At 70.2% G+C, this 12,415-nt stretch carries 10 protein-coding genes; 1 reads left to right on the top strand and 9 read right to left on the bottom strand.

Annotation, left to right across the window (positions count from 1 at the left end; translation table 11 throughout):
* Window positions 1–40: 40 nt before the first annotated feature.
* Genes ACU6WY_RS14380 through ACU6WY_RS14390 form a run of 3 tightly spaced genes read right to left on the bottom strand, consistent with a single transcriptional unit; the run spans window position 41 to window position 2,747 of the window.
* Window positions 41–901 carry a metal ABC transporter permease gene (locus tag ACU6WY_RS14380; RefSeq protein WP_483820319.1) on the bottom strand — a complete coding sequence of 287 codons (861 nt, stop codon included), beginning with the start codon at window positions 899–901 and terminating at the stop codon, window positions 41–43.
* A complete protein-coding gene (locus tag ACU6WY_RS14385; RefSeq protein WP_483820320.1) occupies window positions 898–1,710 on the bottom strand; it encodes a metal ABC transporter ATP-binding protein in 813 nt (270 codons plus the stop codon). The genes ACU6WY_RS14380 and ACU6WY_RS14385 overlap by 4 nt, the downstream gene beginning before the upstream one ends.
* Window positions 1,707–2,747 (bottom strand): metal ABC transporter solute-binding protein, Zn/Mn family, encoded by a 1,041-nt coding sequence (locus ACU6WY_RS14390; RefSeq protein ID WP_483820321.1) that lies wholly within the window; start codon window positions 2,745–2,747, stop codon window positions 1,707–1,709. The genes ACU6WY_RS14385 and ACU6WY_RS14390 overlap by 4 nt, the downstream gene beginning before the upstream one ends.
* A gap of 212 nt (window positions 2,748–2,959) precedes the next feature.
* Here ACU6WY_RS14390 and ACU6WY_RS14395 point away from each other — a divergent pair, with 212 nt between their 5' ends.
* Window positions 2,960–4,312, top strand: a complete 1,353-nt coding sequence (locus tag ACU6WY_RS14395; RefSeq protein WP_483820322.1) for a TrkH family potassium uptake protein — start codon at window positions 2,960–2,962, stop codon at window positions 4,310–4,312.
* A gap of 63 nt (window positions 4,313–4,375) precedes the next feature.
* Here the strand turns inward: ACU6WY_RS14395 and ACU6WY_RS14400 are convergent, their stop codons facing one another.
* The 6 genes from ACU6WY_RS14400 to ACU6WY_RS14425 form a co-directional block, all read right to left on the bottom strand.
* On the bottom strand, window positions 4,376–6,970 hold the full coding sequence (locus ACU6WY_RS14400; protein WP_483820323.1) for a family 78 glycoside hydrolase catalytic domain: 2,595 nt from the start codon (window positions 6,968–6,970) through the stop codon (window positions 4,376–4,378).
* Window positions 6,967–8,007 (bottom strand): NAD(P)-dependent alcohol dehydrogenase, encoded by a 1,041-nt coding sequence (locus ACU6WY_RS14405; protein WP_483820324.1) that lies wholly within the window; start codon window positions 8,005–8,007, stop codon window positions 6,967–6,969. The genes ACU6WY_RS14400 and ACU6WY_RS14405 overlap by 4 nt, the downstream gene beginning before the upstream one ends.
* The gene (locus ACU6WY_RS14410) at window positions 8,004–8,897 is read right to left on the bottom strand and encodes a carbohydrate ABC transporter permease (RefSeq protein WP_483820325.1); all 894 of its coding nucleotides are present in this window, start codon (window positions 8,895–8,897) and stop codon (window positions 8,004–8,006) included. Before ACU6WY_RS14410 ends, ACU6WY_RS14405 begins: the two co-directional genes overlap by 4 nt.
* Window positions 8,898–8,903: 6 nt before the next feature.
* Entirely contained in the window at window positions 8,904–9,788 is an 885-nt protein-coding gene (locus ACU6WY_RS14415) for a carbohydrate ABC transporter permease (RefSeq protein WP_483820326.1), read from the bottom strand.
* A 67-nt stretch (window positions 9,789–9,855) separates the two neighbouring features.
* On the bottom strand, window positions 9,856–11,148 hold the full coding sequence (locus ACU6WY_RS14420; protein WP_483820327.1) for an ABC transporter substrate-binding protein: 1,293 nt from the start codon (window positions 11,146–11,148) through the stop codon (window positions 9,856–9,858).
* 93 nt (window positions 11,149–11,241) lie between these two features.
* Window positions 11,242–12,264 carry a LacI family DNA-binding transcriptional regulator gene (locus tag ACU6WY_RS14425; RefSeq protein ID WP_483820328.1) on the bottom strand — a complete coding sequence of 341 codons (1,023 nt, stop codon included), beginning with the start codon at window positions 12,262–12,264 and terminating at the stop codon, window positions 11,242–11,244.
* Window positions 12,265–12,415 lie beyond the last annotated feature (151 nt).

The following is a 12,415-nucleotide window of genomic DNA, read 5'->3' on the forward strand; positions in this document are numbered from 1 at the left end:
TCTATCGAGGAGACCGGTGAATCGGCTGGGGACGACGGCGCTACAGGGCGCGCGTGGTGCGGTCGCGGCGGGCACCGATGAGGCGACAGACGAGGTAGATCACGAACGAGATCGTCGTGATGTACGGGCTCACCGGCAGTGTGCCCGCGACGGCCAGGAGCACCCCGCCCACCGCCGAGACGAACCCGAACGCCGCCGCGAGCAGCGGGACCGAGAGCGGTCCGGATGCCACCCGCATCGCGGCCGCAGCCGGGGTGACCAGCAGTGCCATCACGAGCAGGGCACCGATGATGTGCACCGCGACGGCGACGATCAGGCCGAGCAGCAGCATGAACCCCAGCGACACCGCCGTCGTGGGGACACCGCGGGCGGCGGCGGACTGGGGGTCGAGGGAGTCGAAGCGCAGCGGGCGCCAGATCATCAGCAGCGCGATCAGGACGACGAGCCCGATCACGACGAGCCAGCCGAGCTGGGCGCTCTGCACCGACACGATCTGCCCGGTCAGGAGACTGAAGCGCGTGGCGCTGCGCCCGTTGTAGAGCGACAGGCACAGGATGCCGACCCCCAGGCCGAAGGGCATGAGCACGCCGATGATCGAGTTGCGGTCGCGCGCGCGGGCTCCGAGCAGTCCGATGAGGGCGGCCGCGATGAGCGAGCCGACGATCGAACCGGAGACGACGTCGACCCCGATCAGCAGCGCGACGGCGGCTCCGGCGAACGACAGCTCGCTGATGCCGTGCACGGCGAAGGCCATGTCGCGCTGCATGACGAACACGCCGATGAGGCCGCCGACCAGCCCCAGCACGGCGCCAGCGTAGACGGAGTTCTGCACCAACTCGAGGATCGCGCCGTACTGGCTCACTCCCCCGAACAGCGCGTTGCCGATGTCGGCCCCGTTCATGCGTCGTCCTCGTCGTGGTGGTGGTGGGCCTCGTCGGCGTCAGGGGCGCCGACGACCACGAGTCGGCCGCCCGCCCGCATGACGTACACGGGGGCGCCGTAGAGCGCGGTCAGTGTCTCGGAGGTGAGCACCTCGTCGGGCGTCCCGAGGGTGAAGCGGCCATGGGCGATGTAGAGGATCCGGTCGACGTGCGAGAGCACCGGGTTGATGTCGTGCGTGACGAGCAGCACCGCGGCGTCGCGCTCACGGCGGTGGCGGTCGATGAGGCGCACCACGGCCTGCTGGTTCGCCAGGTCGAGGCTCGTCAGCGGCTCGTCGCAGAGCAGCAGGCGCGGGTCGTCGGCGAGCGCCTGGCCCACCCGGAGGCGCTGCTGCTCGCCGCCGGAGAGCAGCCCCACGGGGCGGTCCGCGAACGCGGTGGCCCCGACGGCCTCGAGCAGCTCGTCGATGCGCGCGCGGTCCTTGCGCCGCGAGAGCGGCAGGCCGAATCGGTGTCCGTCAACGCCGAGCCCGACGATGTCACGACCGCGCAGCGGCGTCTCGCGCGGGAGCGGCCGCTGCTGCGGCACGTACCCGATACGCCGGTTCCCCGCGCGCCGCACCGGCGCCCCGAGCGCGTCGATCGAGCCGGCGCTGAGCCGCTCGAGTCCGAGGATCGCCCGCAGAAGCGTGGTCTTGCCCGACCCGCTCGGTCCGAGCACGGCCACGAGCTCGCCGGGCTCGACCTGGAGGTCGAGCCCGGCCCACAGTTCGCGTCCGTCGCGCGCGAGCGCGGCTCCGCGGATGCGCAGCGGTGCCGCGTCGCTCACGCCCTCAGGGCGTCCGACAGGGCGCTGATGTTGCTCTGCATCCACGAGAGGTAAGTCTGGCCCTCGGGGAGGGTCTCCGTGAACTCCACCACCGGAATGTTCTTGCTCTTGGCCTCGTCCAAGACCTGCGTGGTCTCGGCTCCACCGGTCTGCGGGTTCACGATCAGGACGCGGATCTCGCCCGAGTCGATCAGCTGCAGCGCCTCCAGCAGGGTTGCGGGCGGGACGTCCTGGCCCTCCTCGACCGCCTCGCTGAACGCGTTCGGGGTCGCGTTCGACAGGCCGGCGGCCTCGATGAGGTACACGGGCACGGGCTCGGTCACGAACACCTTCGCCCCGGCATCCGTCGCCTCGATCTGGGCCAGAGAGTCCTCGAGACCCGCGATCTGCTGTGTGAAGGCCTCAGCGTTCGCGGTGAACGCGGCGGCGTGGTCGGGGGCGAGCTCGCCGAGGTGCTCGGCGATCGACTCGGCGAGGTGCTCGATGGTGTGCGGGTCGTACCAGACGTGCTCGTTGAAGCCCTCGATGTGGGCGTGACCGTCGCCCTCGGCATGGTCGTGGCCCTCTTCTTCGGCGTGCTCGTCGGCACTCTCGCTCGGGGCGGGCGTGGCGGACGCCTCGTCGGCGTGGGCGTCGGCGTGCGACTCGGCGCCCGGGTAGTCGTGGTTGAACTCGACGGCGCTGATGACCTCGGCCTCGGACCCGCTGGCCTCGACCAGCGCGTCCATGAACGCGTCGTAGCCGGCGCCGTTCTCGATCACGAGCTGCGCGTCTTTGACGGTCAACTGGTCTTGCGCACTCGCCTCGTACTCGTGGGGATCCTGAGCCGACGACGTGATGACCGAGCTGACCTCGACGTACTCGCCACCGATCTCTTTCGCGATGGAGCCGTAGACATTCGTGGATGCCACGACCGCGACCGTGTCCGCGCCGGCGGCGGACGGGGAGTCGGCGGCGGGCGCTCCCCCGGCACAGCCGGCGAGGGCGAGCACGGAGGCCGCGCCGAGAACGACGGGGGCGAGAAGGCGTCGGGTCATGGCATCCACCGTACCGCGGTTGATAATCGTTCTCAAACTCACGACGTCGGGGGCGCCCACGCGGCGTTGCAGGCCGAACGTTGACGCCGTCGCCGGCCGCGCCCCGTGTCCGCGACCACGCCCGGCGACCAGCGCGTAGGGTCGATGCCGGCGTCTCGGGACGATCCGGTCGGCGGCGCCGGGGAACGCCTCGAGCGAGGAAGGGTGACCTGATGACGCGGCGAATGACGCACTGGGCCTCCTCTTTCGTGCGCCGATCCCCCGCCCAGGTGTCCGTGCTGATCTTCGTCGCCGCGGCGGCGGTGTTCTCCGGGTTGCTCGCCCTCCCCGCGGCCTCCGCCGACGGCACGCGCGTCGACGGCATCGACGCGGTCTTCACGGCGGTCTCCGCCATCACCGTCACGGGTCTGACGAGCGTGGACACCGCCACGACCTGGTCGCCGTTCGGCCTCGGCGTCATCCTCGTCGCCATCCAGATCGGCGGTCTCGGGATCGTGACCCTCGCGCTGTTGCTGGCGCGCGCGGTGACGCGGCAACTCGGGCTCGGCGGACGCGTGTTCGCACAGCAGAACATCGGCGCGCCCGAGCTCGGCGAGGTGCGGCGCCTCCTGCAGATCGTCCTCACCACCACGTTCGTCATCGAGGCCGCCATCGCCGTGGCCCTTCTCCCGGGGTTCGTCGTCGCCGAGGGGTGGGGCCCCGGGCTCTGGCACAGCCTGTTCTACGCCATCTCCGCGTTCAACAACGCCGGCTTCGTCGTGCACACGGGCGGACTGGAGACCTTCGACGGCAACTACCCCGTGCTCCTCCCGATCATGGTGGGCGTGTTCGTCGGCTCCTTCGGGTTCCCCGTCTTCCTCAACCTCATCAAGAACAAGTGGAACCGTCAGCGCTGGACCCTGCACACCAAACTGACGCTCGCCACCACGACGATCCTGCTCGGCGTGGGCACGGCGGCCTGGTGCGCCTTCGAGTGGTCGAACCCGAACACGGTGGGGCCGATGTCGGTGCCCGAGAAGCTGTTCCACGGCCTGTTCGCGTCAACGATGATGCGCTCCGGGGGCTTCGCCATCACGCCGACCGGAGAGTCGACGACGACGACGCTGCTGCTCAGCGACGCGCTCATGTTCGTCGGCGGAGGGTCCGCCTCCACGGCGGGCGGCATCAAGGTCACCACCCTGGCCGTGCTGTTCCTCGCCATCCTCGCCGAGGCGCGAGGAACGAAAGACGTCACCGTCGCCCAGCGCACCCTGCCGCACGGCATCCTGCGCGTCGCGATCAGCGTGACCTTCCTGGGGGCGTCGCTCGTGCTCGGCGCGGCGACGCTCCTCACGCTCACGCATGACGCTCCGCTGGACCGCATCTTGTTCGAGGTGATCTCCGCGTTCGCCACGTGCGGCCTGTCGGTCGGCCTCTCCGCCGAGCTCGACGCGTTCGGCAAGGCGGTGCTGGCGGCCCTCATGCTCGCCGGCCGCATCGGGCCGATCGGCCTCGCCGCCGCCCTCGCCATCCGTCAACGGAAGGTCCTCTTTACGTATCCGAGCGAGCGCCCCATCATCGGGTAACGCGGACGCGCCGACCGTGTCGATCGAAGGGGGGATCCGCACGCGGACCCCACCCACCCGACCTCACGCGTCGACCGCGACCGTCCTTTCCGACGTGGACGCCGACGTGAACGTGTGCACGCCCGACGCGACCTCGAACTGCTGGCCGTCCGGCAGATCCACCACACCGGTCGCCCCGGTCGGCACGCGCACCTCGACCCGCAGCTCGTTCCCCTCCACGCGCCACGCGACGGCGGCACGGCCGTACGGCGTCTCGTGCTCGGTCGTGGCGTGCGTGAGCCCGCCGCCGGGCCGCGGCGCGAACGCGATGCGGCGGTAGCCCGGCTCGAGCGGAGCGAGCCCGCCCACCGTCCGATGGATCCAGTCCGCCACCGCGCCCAGGGCGAAGTGGTTGAACGAGGTCATCCCGCCGGGGTTCACCGTGCCGTCGGGGAGCAGGCTGTCCCAGCGCTCCCACGTGGTGGTGCCACCGGAGAGCACCGTGTACATCCACGACGGGCACTCCTTCTCGAGCAGCAGGTCGTAGGCGGCATCCACGTGACCGGAGCGGGTGAGCGCGTCGGTGATGAGCGGCGTTCCCGCGAAGCCGGTCGCGATGCGGTTGCCGCCCGCGCGAACGAGCTCCGCCAGCCGGCCGCCCCACGCGTCGCGCTCCCGCTCGTCGGCGTACAGCTCGAACTCGATCGCGAGGGCGTACGCGGTCTGCGCGTCGCTGGTGAGCAGACCGGATGCCGTGACGTACTCCCCGCGGAAGGCGTCGCGGATCTCGTCCGCCAGGCGCGCGTAGGTCGCCGCATCCTCACGGAGCCCGAGGGCCTCCGCCGACCGCGAGAGGTGGCGAGTCGACCACGCGAAGTACGCCGTCGCCACGAGATAGCGGTCGGTCGTGGCATCCGCGGGATCGTGCGGCGGCGCGGCCGGGTCGAGCCAGTCGCCCAGCTGGAAGCCGGTGTTCCACAGGCGGCTCGGCCCCGCCAGACGCGTCACGAGATCGACCCACTTGCGCGCGGAGTCGTACTGGTCACGAAGGATCTGCGTGTCACCGAACTGGCGGAAGAGCGTCCACGGCGTGAGCACCGCGACGTCGCCCCACGCGGCACCGGGGCGGATCGGCGTCCACTCCTCGCCGCCCGGGATCACCGGCACATACCAGGGCACGGTGCCGTCGGGGAGCTGCTCGACGGCGACGTCGCGCAGCCACGACCGCAGCATGCCCGAGCAGTCGTAGAGGAACGAGGCCGCCGGGGCGAAGACCTGCAGGTCACCCGTCCAGCCCAGCCGCTCGTCGCGCTGGGGGCAGTCGGTCGGGATGTCGACGAAGTTGTCGCGCATCGACCAGCGCACGTTCTCGTGCAGGCGGTTCAGCAGCGGGTCGGACGAGGTGAACCACCCCGTGCGCTCCATGTCGGTGTGGTAAACGCGGGCGACGATCGCGCCGGGCGCGACCTCGCCGGGCCAGCCCGTGACCTCGGCGTACCGGAAACCGTGGATCGTGAAGCGCGGCTCCCACACGAGCGGCTCCCCGTCGGTCACGAGGACGTCCGTCGCCGCCGCTCCCCGGAGCGGTCGGGTGTAGAGCTCTCCGTCCTGGAGCACCTCGGCGTGGCGCAGGGTGAGGACGCTTCCCCGCTCGGCATCCACCGTCAGCCGCAGACGGCCCGAGATGTTCTGACCGAAGTCGAGGACCCAGGCGCCCGAGGCCGACCGGGTCACCGCGACCGGCTCGAGCTCCTCGGTGCACCGCACCGGCGGCCCCTCGGGGGCGACGAGGGTCGAGTGATCCACGGGCAGCAGGCGTGCGGGCGACCACTGCGGGTCGTCGGCCGACGCCCAGTCGGACCGCTGCAGTCGCGCGTCGTAGTACTCGCCCTCGTAGAGTCCCGTGGTGAGGATCGGGCTCGGCGCGGCCTCCCACGCGTCATCGGTCGCGACCACGGTCCGCGTCCCGTCGGCGTGCTCGACCTCGAGCTGGGCGATGAGGCCGATGTCACTGCCGTACAGGTTGGGGTAGCCGCCGTGGAAGCCCAGGCGGCCGCGGTACCAGCCGTCCGACAGCCACGACCCGAGGAAGTTGCGCCCCGTCGCCAGGTGGTCGGTGACGTCGTAGGTGTAGTAGCGCAGGCGCTCGCCGTAGACCGTCCAGCCCGGCGAGAGCGCGTCGTCGCCGACGCGGCACCCGTTGATCTCGACCTCGTACAGGCCGTGGGCCGAGACGTACAGGCGCGCACGGACGATGTCGGGGCCGAGGTCGAACGCGCGACGGACGCGGGGCGGGCGGCGCAGCTCCTCAGGTTCCTCCGCCCAGGCGGGTCCGACGACCCCGGCCTGCCAGTCACTGGCCTCCAGGAGGCCGGTCTCCACGGTCGAGGGCTCCGACCACGCGGATGCCGTGCCGTCGCCACCGTGCACGCGCACACGCAGTGAGGCGCGCTGCCGGGAGACCAGCGGGGCGAAGGGCCACGCGACGAGCACCGACTCGGCGCTCTCGACCACCTCGGAGCGCTCCGTCCCGCGGTCGGTCGTCAGCTCCAGCTCGTACGCGGCGGGCTGCCACCCCGCGGGGGCCGAGGTCTTCCACGACAGCCGGGGCGTGGCGACGCCGATACCGAGGGCACCGGGCAGGTGCTCGAAGGTGAGGGGGGAGACAGCGACGGTCATGCGGGGGTCTTCTCATCCTGCTGGGGGTGGATCATCGGTTTGAGGGCCGAGCGGTCACGCCCGGGAAGAAGGAGCGCGTCATGCACTCCGCCGAGCGCGTGGCCGCTGGTGACGAGCCGGCGCAGGTTCACGCGTCCGCTGGCCGCCAGGGCAATGGCATCCGGGTACTGGTTCGCGTAGCGGAACGTGCCCGTCAACGCGATCTCCCGCGACTGGATGACATCCAGCGGGAGCGTCACGTCGCCGTCGGCCGCCATGCCGACGAGCACGGCGCGTCCGGCCGGGCCGAGCGCCATGACACCCGCGCGGATCGCCGCGGGCACGCCCGAGCACTCGACGAGCACCGTGCTGTCGGCGGGCAGGTCTTCGGTCAGCGGGTCGATCACGCCGGTGGCGCCCAGGTCGGCCGCGACCGCGCGACGCTCGGGCGAGACGTCGCTGACGTACAGCTCGGCGCCCGCCGCCGCCGCGACCTGGAGCACGAGCAGGCCGACGGGCCCGGCACCGCTGACGAGCACGCGGTCGCCGATGCCGACCGCGGCCTTGCGGACCGCCCAGAGGGCCACCGCGAGGGGTTCGACCAGGGCCGCCTCGTCGTCATCGAGAACGTCGGGCACGTCGTGCGCGAAGTCGGAGGCGATCACGACGTGCGTCGCGAAGGCGCCATCGATCGGCGGGGTGGCGAAGAAGCGCACCTCCGGGCACAGGTTGTAGCGCCCCGCCCGGCACTGCCGGCAGCGGCCGCACGGCACGCCGGGCTCGAGCGCGACGCGCGTGCCCACCCGGCCCCCCGGTACGTCCGAGCCGACGGCCACGATGATCCCGGATGCCTCGTGCCCGAGCACGAGCGGATCCTCGACGCGCGTGGCGCCGATACGGCCGTCGCGGTACCAGTGCACGTCGGAGCCGCAGACGCCCACGGCGCGGATCTCCACGAGCACCTCGCCGGGTCCGGGCACCGGGGTCGGACGTGCCTCCACCGTGGTGGTGTCGATCGCCGTCATGACGGCCGCGCGGATCTCGTCGGGCGCGGTCATCCCTTCACCGCGCCGCTGGCGAGACCGGCCATGATGCGCTGGTTCAGCACCAGGTAGATCGCCAGGATGCCGAAGACGTTGATGCAGATCGCCGCGAAGAGCGGACCGTACTGCGTCGCCCCGAACTGTCCCGTGAAGTTCAGCAGACCCACCTGGACGGTGCGCAGCTGCGACGAGTTCGTGAAGGTGAGGGCGATGAGCAGGTCGTTCCAGAAGAAGAAGAACTGCACGAGGCCGACGGTGACGATGGAGTTGCGCGCCATGGGCAGCGCGACCGAGAAGAACGAGCGGAAGATCGACGCGCCGTCCAGGGTCGAGGCCTCGAACACCTCGCGCGGGATCGCGCGGAAGTACGTCGCCATCATGAACACCGTCAGCGGCAGCCCCGTCGCGGTGTACGTGATGATGAGCGGCCACAGCGACCCCGTGATGCCGGCCTGGAAGTAGACCGAGAACAGCGGCAGCAGGATCATCTGACCCGGCACCATGATTCCGGCCAGGAACAGCAGCAGGATGCCGCCGCGACCGCGGAAGACCATGACCTCCAGCACGAAGCCCGCGGCCACGCCCAGCAGCAGCATCAGGAAGAGCGCGGGGAAGACCGCCAGGACGCTGTTGCCGAGGTACTGACCGATGTTGCCGGTCACCCACGCGTCGACGTAGTTCTGCACGTTGAGCGCGCGGGGAAGCGCCCAGGTGGGGGCGTTGAGGAACTCGTCCTGGCTCTTGAACGAGTTCATCAGCAGCCACAGCAGCGGCAGCACCTCGATCGCGACGAGCAGGACGATGAGCACGGTACCGGGCGCACGACGCAGCGAACCGGCGCGCGAGGCGGGCTTCCGGCGCGGGCGGATCCGCTCGGGGGTCTGGGGAAGGGTGGCGGTGGACATGGGGGATCAGCCCTTCGTGACGTCGCGGCGAGACGACCGGAAGATGAAGACGGTCACGATCAGGCACAGGATCGTCAACAGCAGCGCGATGGAGGCGCCGTAGCCGTATTCGCCGTAGCTGAACGAGGTCTGGAACATGTAGAGCGTCAGGGGCGTGGTCGCGGTGCCCGGGCCTCCGTTGGTCAGCGCGACGATCGAGTCGAAGACCTTCAGGGTGCCGTTGATCGAGAAGATGATCGACGACAGCAGCACGGGCAGCGACAGCGGCAGCACGATGCTGCGCACGAGGCGCCAGCCGTTCGCCCCGTCCAGCCGCGCGGACTCCATGATGTCGTCGGGGATGTCGAGCAGGCCGGTGTACAGAAGTACGGCGTAGAAGCCCATGGAGCGCCAGAGGTCCATGATGACCAGCACCACGATCGCGCTCACCGGGCTGCCGAACCAGTCGACGGATGCCACCCCGAACACGTTCAACAGCGCGTTCACGGGCCCGGTCTGCGGCGCCACTTCGAACAGCTTCTGGAACATCAGGGCGACGGCGACCGTCGGGATGATCACGGGGAAGAACACCAGGGTGCGAACGACGCTCCCCCGGTTGCGCAGGACGAAGACGTAGAACAGCGCGAGAAGGTAGCCGAGCAGCACCTGGCCGACGGTGATGATGACGGCGTAGAGCAGGGTGAAGCGCAGCGCCTCACCGACACGGGGATCGGTGAAGAGGCGTGCGAGGTTGTCGACCCCGACGAACTCGAACCCCGAGATCGCGTTGCCCTCGAACAGCGTGTAGCCGAGCGACCACACGACCGGGATGAGCATCACCAAGGAGTAGACGACGAGCGCGGGACCGAGCAGCAGCGCGATGGCGCGTGGATCGCCGAGGACTTTGTGCATGGGTTTTCCTTCGAGGTGGGACGAGGGGTGGGGGCGGTGTTGGCCGCCCCCACCCCCGGAGGACGCGTCAGCCCAGGTCGGCCTGGACCAGGCTCATGAAGTCCTGCGGCGAGATCGCGCCGGTGACCAGCTGGGCAGCGTTCTTCTGGCTCGTCTCGGTGGCCTTCGCGCTGAAGAGCGCCTCGAACCAGAGCACCGACTCCTGCGTGGACGAGATGCGCTCCTGCACGAGGGCGGTCAGGTCGTCGACCTGCACGTCACCCTCGACCGTGAAGCCAGAGATCGTGGCGGCCTCCGACAGCGACTCGGCGCCGTAGTTGTTGGCGATGCACGTGAGCCACGCGCCGGTGCCCTCGTTGTAGGCCTTGGCCGACAGCGCCATCGGCAGACCGACGTTGGCCGGGGTCTGGCTCGAGTCGCCCTTGCCGCCGGTGACGTCGGGGAAGGGCAGGAAGCCGATGTTCTCCGAGCCGATCTGGTTGGCCGCCTCGTCGGCGAAGTTCGCCAGTGCCCAGCTGCCCATGTAGAAGAACGCGGCCTTGCCGGTGAGGAAGGCGTTGAAGGCGGTGTCGTAGTCGATCGATCCGACACCCTGACCGAAGTACCCGGCGGTGCCGAGGTCGGCGACGGCCTGCGCCGCGGCCACGTACTCGGGGTCGGTGAGCTGGGCCTCGCCGTCGGCGACCTTCTGCAGGGCGTCGGGGCCGAGGTCGCGGAAGATGTAGCCGCTGATCAGACGGGTGAGGGGCCAGCCCTGCTCGCCCGAGGCCGAGAACGGCTGCACGCCCGCGCCCTGGAGCGTCGCGGCGGCGTCGGCCAGCTCGTCCCACGTCGCCGGGGCCTCGATGCCGTTGTCGCTGAGGAGCTGCTTGTTGTACCAGATGCCCTCGATGTTGTACTGGTACGGCAGGACGTTGAAGCCGCCGTACAGCTGCTCGATCGTCGAGATGGCCGCCGGCTCGATCTTGTCGATCACGCCGAGGTCGGTGAGGGTCGCCTGCAGGTCGAGGACCTGCCCACCCTCGGCCAGTTCCTTGGTGAGCGCGGGCGCGTTGCCCGCGGCGTACTGGGTCGGCAGGGCGTTCTGGCCGGCGAGAAGCTGCAGCTTCTGGTCGAGCTGGGTCTGCGGGACGGTCTCGACCTGCAGGGGCTGCGCCTCGTTCTCGGCTTTGCACTGGTCGGCGCTAAGGCTCGTCAGAAGCTCGGGGATCGTGGTGTTCTCCTGGTTGACCAGGAACGAGAACGACGACCCTCCCGCTGCGTTGCCGCCGCCGGCACAGGCGGTGAGGGCGAGAAGCGCGGCGGCACCGGTGGCGACGACGACTGTCGCTCGGCGCGAGCGCGTGAATGCTGTGGACACTTTTCCTCCTCGAAAATGCGCCTCCGTCATTGAAGCGCTTCAAGAGGATTATGCAAGGCGTTTCGGACGCCGTCAAGAACTTTTTGAAACGCTTCAGATTTCGGTGGCCACCGCGCGCTCGCGTCCGACCGTGCTCTCCCTGATCACGAGCTCGGGCTGCAGCAACGTCGTGATGTGCTCGTGCGCCGGCCCGTCCTCGATCTCGGCCATGAGCAGTCGCACCGCCTCCCGCCCCATGTCCAGACCCTGCATCTGCACCGAGGTCAGCGGGATCATCCCGCCCCACGCGGCCGAGTTGTGGTCGCATCCCATGACCGCCACGTCGCGCGGCACCTCGATGCTCTGCGCGTTGAACACCTGGATGATCGCCATGCCCAAGAGGTCGGTGACGGCGATGACCCCGTCGAGGCGCCCCGCACGCACATCCTCGGCCAGCCCCTCCCCCGCCCGGAGTCCGCCGGGGGGATCGAGGTTCTCGGTGGCGACCTCCTGCAAGGACACCCGCCCGCCCTCCTCGGCGACCGCGCGCCGCACCCCCCGGCGGCGGAGGGCTACGGGCTGGAGGTAGTCGCGCCCGCCGACGAAGGCCAGCCGCGTGCGGCCGATGTCGATCAGGTGGCGCGCCGCGAGATACCCGACCTCCTCGTTGTCGACCAGAACCTGGCAGCAGTCACCCGTTCCCGAGTCGTAGTTGAGCACGACGGTCGGGCGGCCGTGGCTGCGGATGCGGGCGACATCACCACTGGCATCCTCCATCGGAGCCAGAAGGATGCCACTGACCCGCGCCTCGTCGAAGAAGTCGAGATCCGCCCGCTGCTGATCGGCGCGGTTGTCGCTGTTCGCCACGAGGACGTTCATGCCCAGCTCGGCCGCGAAGCGCTGCGCCCCCCGAGCGATGTCGACGAAGAGCGAGTTGCTGATGTCGATGACGACCAGGCCGATGCTGCTCGACCGCCCCGCCGCCAGCTGCTGGGCGTTGGAATTGCGGACGAAGCCGAGTTCGGCGATCGCGCCCTGCACCTTGGCGAGGGTGGCCGGCGACACTTTGCCGGGATGGTTCAGCACGTTCGAGACGGTGCCGAGGGCCACGCCGGCGACGCGCGCGACATCGGACATGCTCGGCGTCTGTCTCCCGTTCGGCACGCGCACCCCCTCCGTCCGCCCTGACCGTCCCGTTGGGATGCTAGCCGATCCGCGAGAGAATTGATGCGTTTCAATCGCCGGGACGACGGGGGCTCCGCCCGCGCCCGCGCCGCTCCGCGCCCAC

It is taken from the genome of Microbacterium sp. ZW3a, assembly GCF_057167165.1.

What these genes read in the sequence shown, in the direction of transcription:
- ACU6WY_RS14380 (WP_483820319.1), bottom strand. Translation starts at nt 901, where the DNA reads ATGAACGGGGCCGACATCGGCAACGCGCTGTTCGGGGGAGTGAGCCAG.
- ACU6WY_RS14390 (WP_483820321.1), bottom strand. Translation starts at nt 2,747, where the DNA reads ATGACCCGACGCCTTCTCGCCCCCGTCGTTCTCGGCGCGGCCTCCGTG.
- ACU6WY_RS14395 (WP_483820322.1), top strand. Translation starts at nt 2,960, where the DNA reads ATGACGCGGCGAATGACGCACTGGGCCTCCTCTTTCGTGCGCCGATCC.
- ACU6WY_RS14400 (WP_483820323.1), bottom strand. Translation starts at nt 6,970, where the DNA reads ATGACCGTCGCTGTCTCCCCCCTCACCTTCGAGCACCTGCCCGGTGCC.
- ACU6WY_RS14405 (WP_483820324.1), bottom strand. Translation starts at nt 8,007, where the DNA reads ATGACCGCGCCCGACGAGATCCGCGCGGCCGTCATGACGGCGATCGAC.
- ACU6WY_RS14410 (WP_483820325.1), bottom strand. Translation starts at nt 8,897, where the DNA reads ATGTCCACCGCCACCCTTCCCCAGACCCCCGAGCGGATCCGCCCGCGC.
- ACU6WY_RS14415 (WP_483820326.1), bottom strand. Translation starts at nt 9,788, where the DNA reads ATGCACAAAGTCCTCGGCGATCCACGCGCCATCGCGCTGCTGCTCGGT.
- ACU6WY_RS14425 (WP_483820328.1), bottom strand. Translation starts at nt 12,264, where the DNA reads ATGTCCGATGTCGCGCGCGTCGCCGGCGTGGCCCTCGGCACCGTCTCG.